The following is a 19,975-nucleotide window of genomic DNA, read 5'->3' as shown; positions in this document are numbered from 1 at the left end:
GAAAGCCGCTTGAACCCTTGCTGGTGGTGATGCAGTTCGACTGGATTGCGAAGTTCAATCTAGAAACAGTGTCGTTGTAATCAGTGTTGTGGAGTCGTTGAACGCGACCAAAGATATTGACCTGAGGGACGAAGGATTTGGCCTCTTCGTGCACATCAGTGTCATCGAGACGGTCGGCTAAACTGATTTCCCGGAAGGCATCCGGGTCAAATACGAGAAGGGGACCAAGAACCCCATGTATTGGTTGGCGAAGGCAGCCGACGAAGGTCTCTGCTCGTCTTTAAGCGGTCTACGCCTGTGGTGTCCTGATCGGCGGTGGACGCCAGTCGTGCTGGATTTTCAGCAAATTTCTTATCCCGAAAATTGGGCATGATCCATCAAGCGGCGGCGCTCTTTGCGCGAGTTGAATACGACCAAAAGCGAACTTGACAAAGAGCGCGTGATCAAAGGTGAGTGTGCCTTTAATCATTCTCGTCAGCCACCTCTCTAAGCAATATCGCGGAGACACAACATCTTTCCGTTCTCTGGGCGCACCTCCTTATTTGGACCTGTTGATCTCTATCGCGATTTGGCTCTCGCTTATTCGAGAGCGTGTCGGTTGTTTAGCTCCGGATATAAAGGCGTCGATTGGAACGCTATCAGAACGCGACGTGCGTATGAAGTTTACAATTGCGCAGCTGCAACAGTGCAGACACCTCGCTTCGGAAGACATGCCAAAGCTTACACTTGGCGCGATGTCCTATAATATTGTCTATTTTTTTACCGTCGTCGCGCCGAGAAAACTATGTTACAAGCCGCTCCGCTAAAAAGGAGCATTCATCGTGAAGAAAGCAACTAAGAAAAGCGTTAAGCGGCGCGAATGGACGAAGGCAGATATCAAGGAGCTCAAAGTCCACTCGAAGGCCAGGACCCCGGTGATAAAAATAGCAAAGATGACCAAACGCAGTGTCGGTGCGCTCCGCCAGAAGGCCTTAAATCTTGGAATCGGACTCGGACATCAGCGGTAGCTTGGGCCGCGCTGGTACTTGCACGGTAGGGCGGCTCGCAGGCCGCCCTCAGTGCCCATAGAAGGTTCTCTAGCAAATTGGGTTTGCCGATTCGCGCTGAGGGGTTTTTTGGATGGCGTTTCAATGTGGCGGTGGGGCTCCAGCATCCTCATTGATGGACTTTGTTAGAAAGTGTTGGTCTAAAAGGTTATGTCCGGTCGTGATTCATAATCGGCATTGAAGACATTGTCTTGCTCGTAGCCCTACCAAGGATGTTCCACATGAACGGCGGAAAAATCTCGTCTTCGTGAGTAGAGACGCGGCCAAGCGCGCTTGCTGATCGCGTTATCCCGTGGCATGTTGGATCAGGTCCGTCATTCAGCCTCCTTAGCCCCTGTCAGGGGAAGAGCGACGTTGCGGATCCGCTAACCCAAATACTTCGTGCGGCTTGGACGATTGCGCTTGTCGAAAGAAAGTTGGCCGGAGCTATAATCCAATGTGTTGACCGGCTAGCCGCGGCGCTCACTCAAGTGTGACCCCCGCGATATGACCTGATTCTTTGCAGCACTCCGCTCATATCCCGAAATGTCTTGGAGTATGCCGAGAATCAGCGAGGTGCAGTCGCATTTACATACGTAGCAACCTGCCATGTGCTCGCGCGGTCTTCGGCAAACGTCCGTATAGTTCTTTCCAACCTTCCTACATCCGAGTCAATCTTGCTGCAATTGAGCAGTTGCTTAATTTCGTTCTATTGGTCGAGCAATCGGAGGCGCGATTGCAGTTACCCTTCTGTGATCCCGCCCGATCGAAGTGAATGGGTCTTAGGTCATGAGTAGCAGCCAAAATTCTGTCGTTTCGTCGCTTTGTACGCAAGCTGTTGGTCCTCATGCGATCGGGCGGCTCGCTTTGCTTCGCCCAATCGAGCTAGCGCCGACAGGGGGGCGCGTGCCCAGCACGAGCGCCTGACGATAAGCGGACGTTTTGGTCGTTCACCTGAGTGTGCTTTCTCTCGGTCTTCCACGATCTGGGACCACACTCCTGGCTCATTTGCTGAAGCTCCATCCAGACATTGTGGCTCCGCCTGAACCCTGGTTAATGTTGGCGCTCGAGGCGTTTGGCAAGGTGGATCGGCGCCATCCGGGGGGCAGCGCACTGATTGAGGCCGCAACCTCCGAATTCTTAGGACGGATAGACCGCGCGATCGTTAGCCGCGCTTTTGCAGAAGCAGCATACGATCAGTATCTGGCAGAAGCGGGTAAGCGCATCATCATAGATAAGACACCACGCTATGGACGGTCCTTGACTTTGTTGAATCCGTCTATCCAGAAGCGCCACACATCCTTCTGATGCGCAATCCCTACGCCATCGCCGCTTCATTGAAATCGACCTGGGATTCCATGGCGGGCAGACAGCTCGCAGCCGGTCAGCGTTTCCAGTCTCACTGATCTCATGCTTCGTCTGCCCGATGGCATAATATCTTCACTCCCCGATTTGGTTTTGGGTCTTCCTAGGCTCGCCGAGCAACGTACTCGCCCGCAGGCCCATTTGGTGCAATACGAACTGCTCGTGGCGCGTCCGGACGAGGAAATCCAACGTGTACTGACAGGGCTCGGCTGTGATCCAGATGGCGTCGCATCGGCTAGCATAGGACGAGCAGATTATCTTCAAGCCAGCAGCTTTGGGGATCGAAAAAACGTGGAACGAAACGCCATCCACGGAAGCTCAGTCAAATCACGGCAATCTCAATTGTGCGTCGAGGAGATGCAAACCGTGACCGATCTGGTCGGTGCCGAGCTTTTGCTGGAACTCGGATATGAGCAGGAACTGCTGCATGCCCAGAAATCCGGAGTTCTAGACAGGGGGCGGGAGGTAACTGAACCCTATCGCCGTATATTCCGCACCTGGTGGGATATGCGAAGTACCAATGCGGGAGGATTGCCCGGCTCATCTTACGCTGGAGAGCCGGTCCACACTGCTTTGAACATTTCGGAGAACCGAGACGTGGCTATCGAGACGTTGCGAGGGGAGGTCCCGCGGCTTGAGCAGATCCTCAGCATCTCCTAAGGACGCTGGCGATGGTAACGTCTGGCAAGCTTTCTTCCCTTTTTGGCCGCCGCTCGTCGGCGAATACCTTCGGCGTAGGCCTGTACCTTCGCATCGCGAGGCAATGCTGTCACGAACATGCGCCATCCTGAGCTACGAAGCCCCGCCGCGTGTTCGGGTCATGCTCCGTTCCGCCTTTCCTGGTTGATCGCCATGAAGGCGCCATAGGCGCAGCCGAAAAGGAAGCGAAGCTCATCCTTGGCAAGCGACAGAGATGATCACTTGATGATCCGCTCTGGTCAACCGCTGGCGTGCTCGACCGCGCCCGTAGACCACGTCGGACGCGAGCTCGCATCAACGAGCCGGCCTGCAGAGGAGAGAGCAGGACAAGTACGAAGTGCGACCGTCGTCCAACCAGAGTGCCTCATCGGCGAGGTAGTTGCGCGCAACGAGCGCTGGGATGCCGGCAACTTTTGCTCGCCGCCCACGCCTTGGAACCGCCGTAAAACCGCACGCTCACCGCCGCCATATCGCTCGGTGAGACGTCCCGCGGCGAAGCGGCGTTAAGTAACTGAGATGCTGAAAGCCCAGGAATCGCTTCCAAGATAAAGCGCGCAACTTCATTGGACTTGGCTCGACGTACTCCCGGCAAATCGAGGCGACATGTTGTGTCACAAGGCCGCTCGCCAAAAGGTGTCGAACTGATTCCTGCTCGCGCAAGCATCCAAGATCGCTGGATCGCCATCAAGTGTGGCTCGCCGCGGGCTGCCAACGCCGCTCCATTGCGAGCGCAATGACGTGACACAACAGCTATGGCGGAAGGTTTAAACCGTCATGCACAGCATCCAGTAGGATCTCGCCCGGGCTGCCGAGAAGCTTCGTACCTCCATATGGCTCTTTTGGCCGGATTGCACGTAAACGGAACGATCCCGTCATTTCTCCGCAGAATCGCGCTCGCACGCGGAATACTCACGCTCGATCCAGATCTAACGTTCAAACTATTGAACCTCGCTGTGAATCCCTCGTACTCCGCTGCTTGCGTCGACTTGTCGCTGCCAAACGGGAGTACGTGAGGAAAAAGTCCCGCGAGAAAAATTCCGGAGAGGGTTGAAACGCCCGTAACGTCAAGTTGTACGATCTTCGAGCTCGCCCAGACAGCCATGTGCGTCCCAATCCCTCCACGAGCGACGGAGTGAAAATGTATCAAGTCCCAAGCAAACGCATTGGACACCCGCTGCGAACGAAGACTATCGAGTGTGCCTGCCTATCGTCCGGGCGCGACGATCTAGTACCCACTTTTCTTGGAACGTGAGTCGTGATTCAAGGTCGGGATGATACCCGAAGCAAGAGAAGTCCACCTTTCGAGGAAAGATCGCAAGGTGCTTGAGGCGTGCTGTCGCTCACCGGTGACGTTGCAGCGCGATTTGAAGCGGGCGCGGATAGTTCTGTTGGCGGCGGATGGGCGCAGCACCCGGTCGATCGCCAAGGAAGTTGGGGTCCAGCCGCGGATTGTCAGCCTTTGGCGGCATCGCTATGCCGACCATGGCCTTGAAGGGCTGCAAGACAAGCCGCGGCCTGGCAAGCAGCCGATCTATACGAAGACGACCGACAAGCGGATTCTGAAGCTGCTGGATAAGCCGCCACCGCAAGGGTTTGCGCGCTGGACCGGCCCCCTGCTGGCCGAGGCGCTGGGCGATGTCGATGTCCAATATGTCTGGCGGTTCCTGCGCAGCCACAAGATTGACCTGGTGGCTCGCAAGTCCTGGTGCGAGAGCAACGACCCGAACTTTACGGCCAAAGCCGCCGATGTTGTCGGCCTCTATGTCGCGCCGCCGGCGAAGGCCATTGTGCTGTGCGTGGACGAGAAGCCCTCGATCCAGGCTTTGGAGCGAGCGCAGGGTTATCTGAAGTTGCCCAATGGCCGCGCCTTAACCGGCCAAAGCCACGATTACAAGCGGCATGGCACCACAACATTGTTTGCGGCGCTCGAAGTCGCCACCGGAAAGATCATCGCGACCCATTCAAAACGCCGGCGCCGCGTCGAGTTTCTCGATTTCATGAACAGCGTCACCGCGACTTTTCCGAACCGCAAGCTTCACGTCATCCTCGACAACCTCAACACCCATAAAAAGAACGAGGACTGGCTCAAGGCCCACCCCAACGTGCAATTTCATTTCACGCCGACAAGTGCGTCATGGCTCAATCAGGTCGAAGTATGGTTTTCCATCTTGCAGGGGCAGTCGCTCAGCGGCACCTCCTTCACGAGCCTCAAGCAGCTTCAGGAACACATCGATGCCTACGTCAACGCATACAACGACAGAGCCGAGCCCTTCGTCTGGACCAAGAAAAAGGTCCGGCAACGCCGTTTCAAAGGCCGCCGTATCACTCAGCTCTGATTCCGGGTACTAGGCTGCATCGCCTTTCTGGCGGCAAAGCTTGCCTGACTGGGCAGTCTTACAGGTAGACCGCCGGCCGACCGGCGCCTCATAGCGCCAGAGGCGACCACGCCCAAGCCTGCACATGCGTGACAGTTGGATGAGAGCGAGCGTCGGCGCCCACTTGCGCCCGAGCGTTCAGCGCAAAAAGGCTATCTGGGAGGTCTGAAACGCATCAACGGGGAGCTTTGTGAAGGATTGCTCTCCATCCGCAATGAGAAATTGAAGGTTGTCATCCGGCGGCCTTTTGGAGCGGTCGACGCGAAACGAGACCGCGTTTCAAGGCGCTTCATTCGAAGCTATCGATGAGGAAGGCATACGCGCGCCTCCGGGGCGATGGCGCGCGTACGGCAGGTCATCGACGAACACAATGTAGGAGGAATGGTTTGACAAGACAGCGCTCTTTGCTGACGCCTGGTCCATTGTCGCTATCGTTGGCGGTGAAGAGCCAGATGCAGCTTGATCTCGCATCTCGCGATGACGAGTTCAAGGAGGTGACCGCCTGCATGAGGCGGCTGATGCTCAACTTGCTGGGAAACGCTAAGGACTATTCGGTGGTGCCCATTCAAGGAGGGGGCTCCTTTGCAATGGAGGCTGCCCTCTCTTCATTTGTGTCCCGAGCCGACAGGCCGCTCGTCTGCGTAAACGGCATCTATGGCGAGCGTGTTCTACAAATTTTGCGGCTGTGGGGGGTCGAAGCGCTGAAGCTCGTCAAGCGCGCAACCGATCCTTTGGATCCGCAAGAAATCGGCGAGTATCTGAGCCGAAATCCTGGCGTTACGCACCTGTGTTTCGTGCATTGTGAGACGACAACCGGAATCGTCAACCCTCTGCAAGAGATCGTGGAAGAGGCGAGGCGTTGTGGCGTAAAAACCATCGTTGATGGAATGAGTTCCTTCGGCGCTCTCAATATCGATCTGAGCCAGCGTGGACCAGACGTACTGGTCACATCGAGCAACAAATGCATAGAAGGGCCGCCGGGAGTAGCGTTTGTAATTGCGTCGCGCGAGCTGCTGGAGAATGCGGCTCAAGAACCGAGATCGTTTGTGCTCGATGTGAGAGATCAATGGCGCTCGCTCGAGCGCACGGGTGAGTGGCGGTCGACCCCTCCCACCCACATCGTTCAGGCAACGACAATGGCTTTGAAGATTCTGCATGAGGAGAGCATTGATGCCAGACGCTTCCGGTACGAGAAGGTCAGAGACGACCTCATCAAGGAACTCGAAGGGACAGTGTCTCCGCTGCTGTCCCCCGAGTTGCAGTCGCCGGTCTGCGTTGCGTTCAGTGCGCCGCCCGGCATAGTAGACCAGGAAGGATTCGATGGGCTGTATCGCCACTTGGCGGCCCACAATCTTTACGTCTACTCGAAGCTGCACCTTGCGACGCGAAGCTTTCGCGTCGGTTGCATTGGGGAAATCCAATCCAGCTGGATTGAGCGGTTGGGATGCGCTTTTCGTTCATATTTCCGGTCCGGTCAGGCCCGGTCAGCAAGGCCGGCGCCGGACCAAGAGGCATATGCCGCGCGCGTAAAGATGCCGGCTCAGGCAGTTGGAGACCGGCAGCTGCCGTTTTCCGCCGAGACTGCTGTTCTGCAGCGGGTTATCGGCGCGACCCGGTGACGAAAGCCGTCGCAGTGCCGATCTACCAGAATACAGCTTATGAACTCGATGGCGATCTCAACCACATCGCGGACGTCTACAACGTCAAGGCCGATGGGTTCACCTACACGAGGATTATCAATCCCACGACCCGCGCGCTCGAGAAGCGCTACGCCGCTGTCGATATGGGCAGCGACTCGCTCGCCGTTGCGTCAGGTCAAGCGGCGACGTTCCTTGCTATCGTCAATCTTTCAAGTGGCGAAGTAGGGGACAATGTCGTTGCCTCTCCATATCTATATGGCAATACCTGGAACCTGCTCCACAACACCCTAAAGCGTTTGGGAATCAGCGTGAGGACAGCAGATCCTCGAAGGCCCGAGACGTTCGAGCGAGCGATCGATGATCGCACCATCTGCCTGTTCGGAGAGGTAATATCGAATCCCTGATTCCGCTTCCCGTTAAACAGCTTGCGGAGATCGGCCGGAGGTACGGCGTGCCTCTGGTCGTAGACAACACGACTACGCCGCTGATATGCCGGCCGTCAGACCTGGGCGCTGCAGTTACAACGTACTCTGCAACAAAATATATCTCCGGCCACGGCACGACCCTCGGCGGACTAATCGTTGACAGCGGTAAATTTAGCTATCGCGGAGCTTCTCGCTTCCCCTTGTTCAATGGTCCCGACGAAGCGCATGGCGGAATTGTCTGGCACAACGCCGTGCGCGATGTCGATGACCTAGGAAAGAGCGAGTTTCTCCTCAAGGCTCGCATGACCTGGTTACGCGATACCGGTGCAGCCATCTCCCCGTTTGCGAGCTTTCAACTGATCCAAGGGCTTGAAACGCTGCCGCTTCGCATGAAGCAGCACTGCGCCAATGCCAGGATCGTGGCTGGAGTTCTAAAGGAGCATCCAAAAGTGCGTCGGGTGTTTTACCCGGGTCTCTTCGAAGGCGCCGATCGGGAAATCGTCGAACAGACACTCAACACCGCATATGGACACGGGGCGATGGTCATGTTCGAGGTGGAAGACGAACTGGCCGGGCGAAAGTTCATCCAGAACATTGACTTGATGTATCACGTTTCCAATGTGGGAGACGCCCGCACGCTCGTGACTCATCCTGTCTCGACGACTCACACCACCGTCCCGCGGGAAAAGCGCGAAGCCGCCGCCATATTTGGCGGCTCAATCCGGCTTTGTGTCGGCATCGAAGATGTCAATGACATCTTGCGCGATCTGGACAAGGCGCTTTCCGCAATCTGACAACCTGCAAGGCAATTAGGAAGAGGTTCTCATGAATCAGGCAGACGCTTGGAAACTGAGGTCATCACGCTATGAGGCCGTTCAATTCAGCCGGGAGATCAATAAGCAACTTTCGGAGCTAAGGCCCGACAACATCACAGGGGCCGCCTACATTGCGAAAGATTACGCTGTTATCGCAGCGTGCACGCTTGCGACCGTGTCTGTTTCGTGGTGGCTCTACCCGCTGGCCGTTCTCCTGATTGGTGCCTATCAGCGCGGATTGACAACCATCGCTCACGATGCAGCTCACCGCACGCTCGCGAAGAACACCACCTGGAATTATGTTCTTGGCATTCTGTTCGCCTCCTATCCCTTGTTCCAGCGACACTGGGCCTATCGGATCTCACATGTCTACTTGCATCATCCCTATCTCGGCGACCCCGACAAGGATCCCGACCTGAAGTTTTTCCTGGCCAGCGGCGTTTATGACGTGCAGCGTCCAGAGAGATACGCTTTCAACATCATCTGGAAGCCGATCTTCGGCGGCGCGACAGTGGCCTATCTGAAGTATCTCTGGACCAACCGGTTTTCGGTCGAAGATACCGAGGATCAGAGCCGCTCAGGCATACTGATTGACAGGTATGGCTTCTATCTCTTCTGGATCAGCATCTTGGCCGGGTCATATGTTCTTGGGCTGCTCCATATTGTCGTCCTGTTCTGGATCGTGCCCTATCTCACCACATTTCAGGTCCTCGGCTGGTTCATCGAACTCGCCGAGCACTCGCCAATGTGCGAAAACGAGACGCAGAACGTCTATCTCACCAGAAATCGGAAGGGAAGCTTCCTCGAGCGAGCCATTCTTGGGCAGAATCTAGATGAGTACCACCTTGAGCACCACCTTTCGCCCGGTATCCCGTTTTGGCTGTTGCGCAAGGCTCAGAAAATCCGAATGCAGGATCCGAACTACGCGAAGGTCGCCGCGACTTGGGGCGGGCTCTTTGTCAAGGGGCCTCAAGGTCAGCCTAGCGTCATAACTCAGCTGAAAGAGCGAAATCGACGGCTGTATGAGCAGTCCGTTGCCGCCGTCCGGACGCGGGGCCAGGTGGCGTGAGTCTGCAACAGCCCGAGCGCGCGCGAGCCGTTGTCGGCGTCACTTCGAACCGTCTTCTGGTCGACGGTGTGCATCGCGACTGGTTACGCCGTAAGTACGTGCAGGCACTCCATCGTCATGGGGGAGTTGCTTGCGTCGTATTGCCGACCGTCGACGCGGAAGATGCTGGGGAGGCGTTCGCCACGGCCATCATGCGCCGGCTGGACGGTGTGGTCTTGACAGGTGATGAATCGAACGTCGACCCCGCCGTCCTGTCAGCGCCTGCATCCTTAGTTGATCCTGATCGGGACGTTGAGGCTGGGATCCTTGACCGTCCTAGGGACCGGCTTTCTGCCGTAGCCATACAGAGCGCCATCGCGCTCGGAATGCCTATTTTGGGCATCTGCCGTGGGCTTCAGGAGCTCAACGTCTATTTCGGCGGCACACTCCGCCCATCGCTTGCGGAGTGGAGCCTCGAAAGCGGTGCTATGCATGCCGAGAAGCCAGACCGTCCCAGGGACCGTCAGTACGATGCCGCGCACAGCGTCAGGATATCTTCCGACGGCGCGCTCTTCCCAATCGCCCGGACGATCGAAGCCCAAGTCAACTCGCTGCACAATCAAGGCATCGAGGCGCTTGCCCCGGCGCTGAGGCGGGAGGCGTGGGCGCCTGACGGTCTTGTTGAGGCGGCTTCGGTGATTGGCGCGCCGACGCTGCAAATCGGGGTGCAATGGCACCCCGAATGGCACGTCTCAACCGATCTCCTCGGCAAGCAACTCTTCAAAGCATTCGGAGAGGCCTGTGTTGTGTACCGCGGAACGAAGAATCACTAGGGCAGATCGTGAGATTTCAAACCAAACGTGGTCAGTACAGGCCGAAAGTTGAATGCCTCAAAATCGATGCGCGCGGCCCGGTCCCTGCGAGGGCCGCGCCCCGTCGCGCGGGCACGGGAAGGGTAGACGATTGACGAATAGGTTCGCGCTGGGAGTGCTCTTTGTGGCCCTCTATGTCCTCGTGAGTGCGGCAGGCGAGGTTTATGCCGCAGCGTATTTTCAGCGAGCAGATGCGTTCGTCGCGCTCCTGCTGTCATTTACCGTGGTTTGTCTGACGTTCAATCTCTTGGCGCGCCACGACACAAGCAAGGCAGGAGTGGGGAATCGGTCCCTTTTGGTCTTCGCCGTACTCAACGTCGTGACAGCAATCAGCTGGATCGGCCTATTTATCGGCTTGAAATACGTTGAACCTGCGATCGTCGTCGCGTTCATGGTGGCGTTGGGGCCCACCGCAACTGTGTGGCTAAACGCCGTGATCAGGCGCCAGGGAGTTCCGCCAGCATCCGACATCGTCGTCAGCGCTTCGATCGCGATGATCGCGAGTTACATGATTTGGATCTCGGCCAGCGGCAACGCAGGCGTGGAGTGGGGGGCTCGATCGTCCTTTGGAATAGTCTTGGCCATCGTGGCCGGCCTATCGCTCGCCCTCACAAATGTACTTGTCAAACTGCTTTTCGACCGTGGGTTTTCCGGCCGGCAAGTGCTGGCGCATCGGTTCTATGGAACGATTATCTTGCTGCTGGGACTGGTGGACTATTCATCCATCGTGCCTGAGATCTCGCAGCATTGGTTTGCGATCGCAGCAGTTGGCGTTTCGACGATGATCGTTCCTTTGCTCTTGATCCAGCAGGGCATTCGTTACGTCGAGCCCTTCACCGTCAACATGGTCCTGTCCACCGCCCCTATCATCACCTTCCTGTTCCAGTACTTCGATTCTCGCATCGTGCCTTCGTCACATACGTTCCTTGGAAACATTCTCATTACGGCTGTCGCCGTCAGCAACATCTACTTGCAGTATCGGAGATCCGCATGAAAGAACGGAATTGTGTAATCGTAGACGCATACTCTACCGGCCGATATCTACCGGAACAGTTCAAGCGCTATGGCATTGGAACCGTGCATGTGATGTCGGCCGCACAGATTCCACCCATATTCCAAGCGCACTTTGATGCTAACCTGTATGATGAAGTCATTCGCCCCAGCGAGCGCATGGGGTATGACGACATCGTTGAATATCATCTTCAGGCCCTCCATGGCAGAGAATTTGAGTTCGTTATCGCCGGCTGCGAGTCTGGAGTCGAACTCGCCGATTCGTTGTCGGAGCGGCTGGGCTTACCTTCAAACGGCACCGCTCTATCGGCTGCTCGGCGTGACAAAGCGCGATTGTCTTGCGCGCTGACCTATGCCGGTGTGCGATCGATCAGACAAGTCGTGTCTGACAATGCTGTAGAAATCGCAAGCTGGAAGCGCGAAGCGAACTTCGACGAGATCGTGATCAAACCTCTGAACAGTACGGGAACCGAGGATGTATTCTTTTGCACGACAGATGCTGACATTCAGCGGGCACTAAGCGCGATTGTCGGGAAGACCAACCGTGTCGGAGCGTTGAATCGTTTTGCCCTCGGGCAGGAAAAAATAAACGGTCAACAATACACCGTAAACGCCATCTCGATCCACGGGAATGCCTTCGTTACGGAGGCCTGGACGTATGACACCGTTCCTATCGAGCGAGCATCATCGGTCTGTTCACTCGAGAGATTGTTGGACGGCAGCGAACCAATCGTTCAGGAGCTGTCCGACTACCTGGAACGAGCGTTGCAGGCGCTTCAGATCGCCGAGGGACCGGCTCATGCTGAGATCATCGTCGATCATCGGGGACCAGTTCTGGTTGACTTCGGAGCGAGGCTTCAAGGGACCATGTCGGCAAAAGCACGAACGATGGCGTTGGGGCACAACCATATGACCCTGACGGCCTGGTGCTACGCAGATCCCAAGGGCTTTGGTGAATATATGAGGCTGCGCGGGCCCTACAAGCGGCAGGCTCACGCACTTTGCGTCTCGTTGATCTCAGATATGGGCGGTGTCGTCGCCGGTTACCCGGGACTCGAAGCAATCCGCAAGCTGCCGAGCTTCGCAGACGCCATTGCATTCGTTCCGATTGGTCAAGAGCTTGTTCCCACGATCGACTTGGCGTCGACACCGGGCATCGTTTATCTCGTGAATAGCGACTTGACTACGCTTGAGAATGACTATCGCAAGTTGCGAGCAATGCGGATGGACCAGGTGTTCGATTTAGTGATGCAGGATCGCGACTAATGCCAACTGATCCCAGGTTCACCGGAGCGAATCCAGCCCGCGCGGCGATGGTCGGCGTCAGCGACTTCGATGGCGTTCTGCGAGGCAAACACGTCTTAGGTGAAGATCTCTCGGATGGAGATAAAGTTATCAAGTTCTCTGAAGCGGTGCTGGCGTGGGATTGTACGGACCGGGTCATTCCGGCGAGTTTCACGCAAAAGCCGCTATCAGCGTTCGGAGATGCTGACCTGCGTATTCTATCAGGCACCGGCCGTTCGGTGTCTCATCTCGGCTCTCAATATCTCTACCTCGCGGAGTTCACGGGCGCGCATGAGAACATCTGCCCGCGCGGCGTTCTGCGTAAGGTCCTACGAAGGGCTGCTGACCACGGATACGACTGCACTGCCGGGTTTGAGTTTGAGTTTATACTATTTAAGGAGAACGCAGACACGATTGAAGAAAAGCCGTTCGGTGAATGGGCTCCTTTAACTCGCGGCCCGTTCGGCTACTCGATTGCGCGCTCTATCGCGCAACATGAGCTGTTCGGTGAGATCTTGGCGCTTTGTGAGAAGGCTAGAATACCTCTCAGCGGACTACACTTTGAAACGGGACCTGGCGTGGTCGAAGCGTCACTTCGTCATTGTGATGCGCTGGAAGCCGCCGATCGAGCAACCATATTCAAGTCGATGATAAAAGCCTGGGCGCAAACGCGAGGCATGATGGCTACATTCATGGCCAAGGTTTCCGAGAAATGGCCTGGCCAGTCCGGCCATATTCACATCTCCATGTCCTCGGATAGTCAAAATGCGTTTTACGACGGTGATGCGTTCGGCAACGTCTCCGATCTTATGAGGCAATTTATCGCCGGACAACTAGAATACATGAATGAGTTCTGTGTGCTCGCTGCGCCAAACTTCAACAGCTACAAGAGATTGGTACCTGGCTCCTGGGCACCAATCTGTCCAAGCTGGGGAGTCGACAACCGCTCCTGCGCGGTTCGCGCCATTCCGGGAGAGCCATCTGCCCATCGCCTGGAGTATAGGCTGCCTGGCGCAGACGCGAACCCATATCTCGCGCTAGCATGTGCGATTGGTTCGGGAATATTGGGCGTCGAGACAGGTCCGGCACTACCGGCTTCGATCGTCGGTGATGCAAGCGTGGAAATGTGTCGTCCGTCCGCGAGACTGCCTCAAAGCCTATCAGAGGCAACATCTCGGTTTGCAGAGTCTGCAGCGGCCAGTGATGTCTTTGGAGAAAGGTTTGTTGGAGCGTTTTCTTGCTCGCGCCATTGGGAGTGGCAAGCCGTTCAACATCGGGTCACCGACTTTGAACGTCGGAGATACTTTGAGATCATTTAGCTTGGGCTCTTCGACAGTTCTGGAGATCATTCTTCTGGCCGGTGCCGGCAGGGCTACTGCGGGGGTCTGTGCCGCTAATGTTGGAGTTCATGCAGAGAAAATGTGCGTTACTCGTAGCGTTGAAGACGCCCGGCGCTTGGTTTGAGGTGTGATCTTTTCAATCAAACTTATAGGAGGCCTGAAAGAACGTACCCCAGCGCTCCATGCTGTACTTCGCGAATATGGCCGGATCACCGACGCAGCCGCTGCTGCTGCACAAAGAGTCGCCCCGCTTTTTGGTCCACATGGACCAGTAGCGCCCGCCGACGCCGACGCTGAAGTTCTTGGTGAAGAAGTAGGACAGCACGCCTTCAACCTGGACGCCGCCGCCACCGTTGCCCCGCTGTTCATCGAAGGTGGTCTCGTCGCGCAAGAGATGGTGGTCACGCCCTTTGAAATCGGTCCAGGACAGGTAGGCGACATCGGTGTTTAAGCGCCAGCGCTCAGAGAGCATGGTTTCGGCGCTTAGGCCGACACGAGGTGCATTCCACTGAGTATTCTGGCTGCCGATGATAGTGTCTGGGTTCGCCGGACAAGTGTAGCGGGGGTGGGCAATCTGCGTTCAACCGATGGAGTCGGAACTCTGTTCGTAGTAGGTCCAGCCGATAAATCCGCCGACCTTGTAGTTGGCGCCGCGCAGGAAATCGTAACCTAAGTCTGCGGTAAAATAGGTGAACCGTCCGTTTCGTTGCCGTGATGCGTTGTTGATATAGGAGAGTTCCCGATCGGCGAGCCAATCTTCATTGTTTATGTTTCCTTTATCGAAGCGCCCGAGGCCAATGTTGCCCTTCAGGAACACTCCCGATGGGCTGTCGACACGGCCAAATAGCTCTCCCGAAAGTCCGTCAAGGCCATGATAGGTGAGCCTCGATACAAGGACGCTGGGGTCTAGAGGCAAGTAGGGCGCTACACTGTGGTCCCATTGGAATCGTCCGCGGCTGAGCCAGAGCCGCGATCCGCCTTCGAACGACCAACCATCTGAATAAGCAATCGGCGGCGCGCCGACTGGAGCCTTCGCGTACTGCGGCACATAGGACCATTGCGCCGTCCACGGGTCGGCGCCAAAATGGTAATTCAATCCAATCTTTCCGATGTGATAGTTGCTGGACGGGCTCGTTGTGTTCGCCGGAACAATTGCGAACGGCGGACCCTGCACCGTCGGAGGTGTCGCGACACTCGGGCCACCGAAATTCAGATAGTCATACTCAGCTGCGACCGACCATGCGGGCGTAAGCGCCTGCTCGACGCCCAGCCCGATGATGCCACCGATGCGACCGTAGTCGAAATGGGTTTTCTCCTGTGGCACGAGTCCGCCTTCATGGTTATTGATGACGTCGCCCTGATTGTTTTGCCAAGCTGCACCTCCCTTGAGATAGGCCAGCGTGCCACCCGACGCGCCAAACGTGTAACCGACACGACCGGTCGCGGTGGCAAAGATGTTCGGACCTGCCTTGCAGTTTGCACTCACGACAAAGCCGGACGACGCGAGGCAGGTATTTGTGCCGTCTGAGACAGCACCGCTGACATCGAGTTCGACGCCAAACACCCAGCCGTTCTTCTGCCAATTGTAGCCGATCTGGCCACCTGCGAGGAACGTCGGCGTATCGACTATGCCGCCATAGATTGACGGACCGTAGGGATTGCTGAAGGAGGTTCGGCCGTACCCGCCGCCGACGTGTCCACCAATATAGCCTCCGGACCAGTTCCACACCGCCGCGGGCAGTTTCACTTCCGGCTCAAGGTCTGCCGCATTCGCCGCACCATTTGCGACGAGCGCAATTGTCGTGGCTCCCAAAAGAAGAACTCCAGGTCGCATTCAACACGTCCCCTGCAGTTTCTCGGTCCATAACCGAGCGTCCATAAGCTATCGCCGCAGCAAACCGTCGGGGCGGAGCAGACGCTAACAGCGACACGCGCCGAGTCCGTCCCGAAGACCATCGCGCTGCGATTGGTGATGATGCCGCAAAGAGAGCAAGTCGCGTGCCGAAGTGAATTCGCAGGCTTTGCGGGCACTTCGTCGCGGCGTGTATCGTCAAGCTGCTGACATTTGTCTCAATACCGACAGCCGCGCGGCCACTGCCCCACCAATACTTGGCTAGCGCGGTGTCATGGGCCGAAGCGCACGATGCGCCGGTCTCACTTTGGCTACCGGAAGCCTTGCTGCCTCAACAGGTGGAAAGACAGTGCGGAACGGGCTCGTCGCTTCGAAGATATTTGAGATCGATCTGTGCTCCCGAGCGCTCTCATCGAGAGCACTCTTCATTTGACGCCGCTCTAGTCTTCAGACGATATCCTTGCTCCTGCGGGTTGGGATCGAGGCTCTCACAGGTCTCTCCGGCGATTACACGTTCTGCGTCACTCCACAGAGTATCGGCACTGGCGTGTTTTCGGGGATAGATTGCGGCCCCTCTATACCAGCTCATCGGCTGTATCATTTATTGCGGTGTAGATTTCGTCGAGGTCTGCCGCTGTGACGCAAGACGGGGGCACGACGTAGATCGTATTCCCCAAGCGGGCGCAGCAGTAAATTTCGATCGTTTAAGAACGCCAGAAGCGGCACGCGAACGCGTAAGCCGACCGGGACCGATATTGGCGAGGTATCCTTCGTCAGCGACTTTCAGTTTAAGTTCTGTGATTCCAGTGAACCGCGCGGACCTGTTTGCTGACGCGGAGATCGCCTTGCGCGGCCGTCGTCTCGTAGAGCGCGTATAGTTGGGCTAACGCAGCGCCGGTCAGGTCGTGGAGATCCGGCGCCTCCTCCGGCGAGAAAAGCGTCCACGGGCGCTGAACCCGAGGTATGCAGCACGGCGGTGATGCGGATACGTGCGCCGAGATGCTCGGGATTTGCCGGGATGATCGTCATCGGCTCGGAAGCCGCGTGGAACAGCAGGCCATAAGTGCCGATCGCACCCCATAATCGGCAACACTAGAGTCTAGCGAACCTGAACCCGCGGTAAGCGCGCCGCAGGCAAGCGGACGACGAGCTGGCTGTCCGTGATGTCGATGACTTCCTTGCGCTTTCTCCCGTCATCGTACCGCAATTCGAACGACACTCCCGATCCAGATGGGGCAAAGGGCTCAGGCGTAAGGCTGATCCACCCCGCCCCCAAATTCAGAATGATCGGTCGATCCGCCCGGAATCGCGCGTCGAGCAGCACCAAGTCCAATCGAAGAGACTGGAGCCGCACGTTGAGCCGTCGCCGCACGCCATCACGTGGCCAGATACGCAGGGTGTGAGCGAACGTCTCCATGATGCCACCGTGACAAACCTGCCCAAAGATGGGATCGTCGGCAACGATCGTCGCAGCAGCGCGGACCGCCCCACAAAATCCCAGGTCGATCTCGCACGAGTAATACCACGTTCCACGGTGATGCGGCTGACCGAGCCATGTGGTGCCGCTCGGCGCCGGCTCGAAGCCGCCACCGGCCGCGCCGTCATTCTCCTCGCCCGGATACCAATAGCCATGACCCGCCGACGCAGGGCCGCTGTTCAGCAAAGCCCACGCGCTGAGTTGTGAGGCATAGCCGAGACGAAGGAGCGGATGCGGGTCGTCTGCATCGTTCAGCGCATGATCAAGCAGCGCCCAGCCACCCATCTGCGCCATGTAAGTCAGCGTATAGGCGTCGCCCGCAGTGTGGCGATAATCGCTGCCCAGATAGTAATAAGCAGGTTCCAGCCAGCCACGGCAGAACAGATTTGCAGCGATCTGACGCTCCGAGAAGGCACGCGCCGCCGCCTTCGAAACCCCCATGGCGACAGGGTCGTCAAGGGCCGAGCGCGCCAGTGCCTGCGTTGATTCGAAGGCTGTGGAATCGAACGGATATTCAGACTTGAACAGGTCCGCCTTCGGATCGACGAAGGCGCGCACCTTACGCGCCCAGTGCGCCTCCAACGTCGCCGCCTCGCGCGTCAAGCCCGCCGTCGTGAGCGCCGAAACCAGTTCGGGGATCACACATTCGTTGTAGAAGCCGGTGCGGTAGGCAGACCACATCACCACGCGCATCGGCACCGTGAACATGGCCAGCGCCGTACCGTAGGCGCGTACCAAATAATCTCGTGCGCTCTGGCGGGTGGGTATCGCGGGATGGTCACGCGCGATGCGGTGCATGGCCAAATACATCGCGAAGATGTGCGGATAGTCATAAGGCCGCCAGATATGCAGGCGACCCTTCGGGCCGGGATCGCTGCTTTCCCTGTTCTGCTTCCAATCGGGTATGCCGTAGAGGCCGTAGGCGTATGCCTCCTGTGTGGTACGTTGCAGCCCGCCCCAGACGAACGTGTCTATATACCGATCCAGCGCCGCCACTTCCGCCACATCAGGATGCTCGGCATTCTTGGTCGCGAGGTAAGCGGGCTTGCTCAGCCCGGGATCATCACACGTCACCTCGTAGATGCGCCAACCCTTGATCCGGTCGTAATTGTCCGGGCCAAGCAGGACCTGCGTCTCCATATTCCACTCGCCAAACAAACCGTCGTACCATTTGGACGGGTCACGATGCTGCCGCTTCACGATGAAGGTTGCGCGCTTCTTCATCATCGTCTCGACGGGCTCGGTAGCGGAGAATTCAAGAAATGTCTGGCGCGCACCCGGCTGGTGCAGGGTCAGCCGGTTCTCGCCCAATCGCGAAAAGCGAACCCGCCACAGGCGCCTGCCAGCCCGATCCGGCAACCGTTGCACCACCGTGTCGCCGGTAAATTCCGCTTCGATTCGCTCCACCGGAATGGAGGACGCGAGCGCGATGTCGACATGCAGGTCATTGGGAACCGTCATGCCCGGCATCACTTCCACGTCCACCAGACCGGCGTCCGCGATAGCCCTGCGCGCCGACTCGTAATTGGCAACCCATTGGAAGCGGAGACGGTAACGCCGTTGCTCGGCCGGCGACAGGGACAGGGAATGCGTCGGCTGTCGCCAGCGAGTCCCCGCCGCCACTGCCTCGCCGGCGGCCGCTCCGCCCAAGATGTAGGCGCACCACGTCCCACTGGCTTCGGCCGAATCCTTGTGGACATCCCAATATTCCAGTGACGTGTCCGCTTCCGGTAAGAGCATGAGGAAGGGGCCGGTGCTGTTGCCGCGAATCCAGAAGATGTGCGATCCATGCCCCGAGACGAAGCTGTGCTTCAAAACAGCCACCGATGCCGGTTGCCCTGCCGGAAATTCGGTGTTCATCGGCATGGGAAAATAGAGGTCGCCAACCTCCACGCTCGCCATGCCGTCGTTCCGCAGCATGATCTCCCACGTCAATCCAGCCTCGTCGACTGCGAGGCGGGTCGTGAGAAGGACGCCGGCATCGCGGGCTGCTAGTTCAAGGGCCGCGCTATGCATCGGCTTCGTTGCATCAACGCCGGTTCGAAGCGTATGCCACTCGGATCCGGCACGCCGAACTCTAGCGTGAGCCGTCCCCAGCACGGCTCCAGGCAGAACATAATCCGTGTCATACGCATCGTTACGATAACGCAAGGAGGTAATGCCGTCTTGTGTGCACCCAACGACGAAGGGAGAGTCGACCGCCTTCAACACCATGGCAACCTTGCGCTGCGGCCGATTGGGTGTAGGCAGCGTAACGCCCCCGAAAAACGCGCTACCCAAGAAGCTACTGCCCAACAGCATCGTACGACGCGTATACGTCCAGGCTTTAGACATGGCTTTAGACTTCGTCATCAACCGTATCCGGGATCGCTCCATACGGATGATCAAGGCGTGCCGTTTCCCGCCGTAAACGTCAACGCGACAAAGCGACATACGTTCTCAAGTACCCAGCGTTCGGTTGCCACCGCTTCGTCACCATCGGTCCTCACGGTGCCCTTGGACACCAGAGCTTGCTCGCAAGGAGGCCAAGCTGCTCTTGGGCCTAGTTGCCAATGGCAAAGACCCGGTCGATGACAAAGTTCACGGCGCGCCTGAGGCATTCGGCCGAGCGCCGCCCCTCGACATTGCGCGGCTTCCACTGCCTGCTCACTACTGCGTAGTCTTACTTAATCAGAGTGTCGCGGCTTTTACCGAGAAGATTCCTATTTTTGAGAAGACTCATCTATTCGGCGTGCGGAGAGGCTGAG

At 57.4% G+C, this 19,975-nt stretch carries 14 protein-coding genes and 1 pseudogene; 11 read left to right on the top strand and 4 right to left on the bottom strand.

Annotation, left to right across the window (positions count from 1 at the left end):
- Window positions 1-1,985: 1,985 nt before the first annotated feature.
- The 11 genes from AB5K84_RS37160 to AB5K84_RS37110 all read left to right on the top strand — a co-directional run bounded on the left by AB5K84_RS37160 (window position 1,986) and on the right by AB5K84_RS37110 (window position 13,878).
- The gene (locus AB5K84_RS37160) at window positions 1,986-2,333 is read left to right on the top strand and encodes a sulfotransferase (protein WP_011084869.1); all 348 of its coding nucleotides are present in this window, start codon (window positions 1,986-1,988) and stop codon (window positions 2,331-2,333) included.
- Between the two features lie 201 nt (window positions 2,334-2,534).
- A complete protein-coding gene (locus tag AB5K84_RS37155) occupies window positions 2,535-3,050 on the top strand; it encodes a NoeE-like protein (RefSeq protein WP_244442032.1) in 516 nt (171 codons plus the stop codon).
- Window positions 3,051-4,360: 1,310 nt separating this feature from the next.
- On the top strand, window positions 4,361-5,425 hold the full coding sequence (locus AB5K84_RS37150; RefSeq protein WP_011084514.1) for an IS630-like element ISRj1 family transposase: 1,065 nt from the start codon (window positions 4,361-4,363) through the stop codon (window positions 5,423-5,425).
- Window positions 5,426-5,916: 491 nt separating this feature from the next.
- A complete protein-coding gene (locus tag AB5K84_RS37145; protein ID WP_236842186.1) occupies window positions 5,917-7,083 on the top strand; it encodes a 2-aminoethylphosphonate--pyruvate transaminase in 1,167 nt (388 codons plus the stop codon).
- Complete coding sequence (locus AB5K84_RS37140; protein ID WP_011084873.1) at window positions 7,080-7,508, top strand: PLP-dependent transferase; 429 nt, start codon at window positions 7,080-7,082, stop codon at window positions 7,506-7,508. The genes AB5K84_RS37145 and AB5K84_RS37140 overlap by 4 nt, the downstream gene beginning before the upstream one ends.
- A 47-nt stretch (window positions 7,509-7,555) precedes the next feature.
- On the top strand, window positions 7,556-8,323 hold the full coding sequence (locus AB5K84_RS37135) for a PLP-dependent transferase (protein ID WP_011084874.1): 768 nt from the start codon (window positions 7,556-7,558) through the stop codon (window positions 8,321-8,323).
- Between the two features lie 31 nt (window positions 8,324-8,354).
- Window positions 8,355-9,413 (top strand): dhydrorhizobitoxine desaturase, encoded by a 1,059-nt coding sequence (rtxC, locus tag AB5K84_RS37130; protein ID WP_011084875.1) that lies wholly within the window; start codon window positions 8,355-8,357, stop codon window positions 9,411-9,413.
- Window positions 9,410-10,225 (top strand): gamma-glutamyl-gamma-aminobutyrate hydrolase family protein, encoded by an 816-nt coding sequence (locus tag AB5K84_RS37125; protein ID WP_011084876.1) that lies wholly within the window; start codon window positions 9,410-9,412, stop codon window positions 10,223-10,225. Before rtxC ends, AB5K84_RS37125 begins: the two co-directional genes overlap by 4 nt.
- Window positions 10,226-10,388: 163 nt before the next feature.
- A complete protein-coding gene (locus AB5K84_RS37120; protein ID WP_223153700.1) occupies window positions 10,389-11,258 on the top strand; it encodes an EamA family transporter in 870 nt (289 codons plus the stop codon).
- Complete coding sequence (locus AB5K84_RS37115) at window positions 11,255-12,541, top strand: ATP-grasp domain-containing protein (protein WP_011084878.1); 1,287 nt, start codon at window positions 11,255-11,257, stop codon at window positions 12,539-12,541. Before AB5K84_RS37120 ends, AB5K84_RS37115 begins: the two co-directional genes overlap by 4 nt.
- Window positions 12,541-13,878 (top strand): glutamine synthetase, encoded by a 1,338-nt coding sequence (locus AB5K84_RS37110; protein WP_011084879.1) that lies wholly within the window; start codon window positions 12,541-12,543, stop codon window positions 13,876-13,878. The genes AB5K84_RS37115 and AB5K84_RS37110 overlap by 1 nt, the downstream gene beginning before the upstream one ends.
- A gap of 157 nt (window positions 13,879-14,035) precedes the next feature.
- Here AB5K84_RS37110 and AB5K84_RS37105 read toward each other — a convergent pair whose 3' ends face one another.
- The 4 genes and pseudogenes from AB5K84_RS37105 to AB5K84_RS37090 all read right to left on the bottom strand — a co-directional run bounded on the left by AB5K84_RS37105 (window position 14,036) and on the right by AB5K84_RS37090 (window position 19,529).
- Window positions 14,036-14,371: a hypothetical protein gene (locus tag AB5K84_RS37105; protein ID WP_014497773.1), complete on the bottom strand. Its 336-nt coding sequence runs from the start codon at window positions 14,369-14,371 to the stop codon at window positions 14,036-14,038.
- Window positions 14,372-14,479: 108 nt separating this feature from the next.
- Window positions 14,480-15,733, bottom strand: a complete 1,254-nt coding sequence (locus AB5K84_RS37100) for an outer membrane protein (protein ID WP_011084880.1) — start codon at window positions 15,731-15,733, stop codon at window positions 14,480-14,482.
- A gap of 936 nt (window positions 15,734-16,669) precedes the next feature.
- Window positions 16,670-16,813, bottom strand: a pseudogene (locus tag AB5K84_RS37095) (IS91 family transposase); the annotation flags it as partial.
- 37 nt (window positions 16,814-16,850) lie between these two features.
- On the bottom strand, window positions 16,851-19,529 hold the full coding sequence (locus tag AB5K84_RS37090) for a DUF5695 domain-containing protein (protein ID WP_245450483.1): 2,679 nt from the start codon (window positions 19,527-19,529) through the stop codon (window positions 16,851-16,853).
- Window positions 19,530-19,975 lie beyond the last annotated feature (446 nt).

Origin of the sequence: Bradyrhizobium sp. 1200_D9_N1_1 (genome assembly GCF_052075915.1) — a bacterium.
Classification (GTDB): domain Bacteria; phylum Pseudomonadota; class Alphaproteobacteria; order Rhizobiales; family Xanthobacteraceae; genus Bradyrhizobium; species Bradyrhizobium diazoefficiens.
Note: the sequence above shows the minus strand (reverse complement) of the source record. Positions and strands in the feature narration are given on the sequence as shown.

Excerpts from the sequence above, each read along its gene's own strand:
- AB5K84_RS37150 (WP_011084514.1), top strand. The coding sequence starts at position 4,361 with ATGATACCCGAAGCAAGAGAAGTCCACCTTTCGAGGAAAGATCGCAAG.
- AB5K84_RS37145 (WP_236842186.1), top strand. The coding sequence starts at position 5,917 with ATGCAGCTTGATCTCGCATCTCGCGATGACGAGTTCAAGGAGGTGACC.
- rtxC (WP_011084875.1), top strand. The coding sequence starts at position 8,355 with ATGAATCAGGCAGACGCTTGGAAACTGAGGTCATCACGCTATGAGGCC.
- AB5K84_RS37115 (WP_011084878.1), top strand. The coding sequence starts at position 11,255 with ATGAAAGAACGGAATTGTGTAATCGTAGACGCATACTCTACCGGCCGA.
- AB5K84_RS37110 (WP_011084879.1), top strand. The coding sequence starts at position 12,541 with ATGCCAACTGATCCCAGGTTCACCGGAGCGAATCCAGCCCGCGCGGCG.
- AB5K84_RS37105 (WP_014497773.1), bottom strand. The coding sequence starts at position 14,371 with ATGCTCTCTGAGCGCTGGCGCTTAAACACCGATGTCGCCTACCTGTCC.
- AB5K84_RS37100 (WP_011084880.1), bottom strand. The coding sequence starts at position 15,733 with ATGCGACCTGGAGTTCTTCTTTTGGGAGCCACGACAATTGCGCTCGTC.
- AB5K84_RS37090 (WP_245450483.1), bottom strand. The coding sequence starts at position 19,529 with ATGCTGTTGGGCAGTAGCTTCTTGGGTAGCGCGTTTTTCGGGGGCGTT.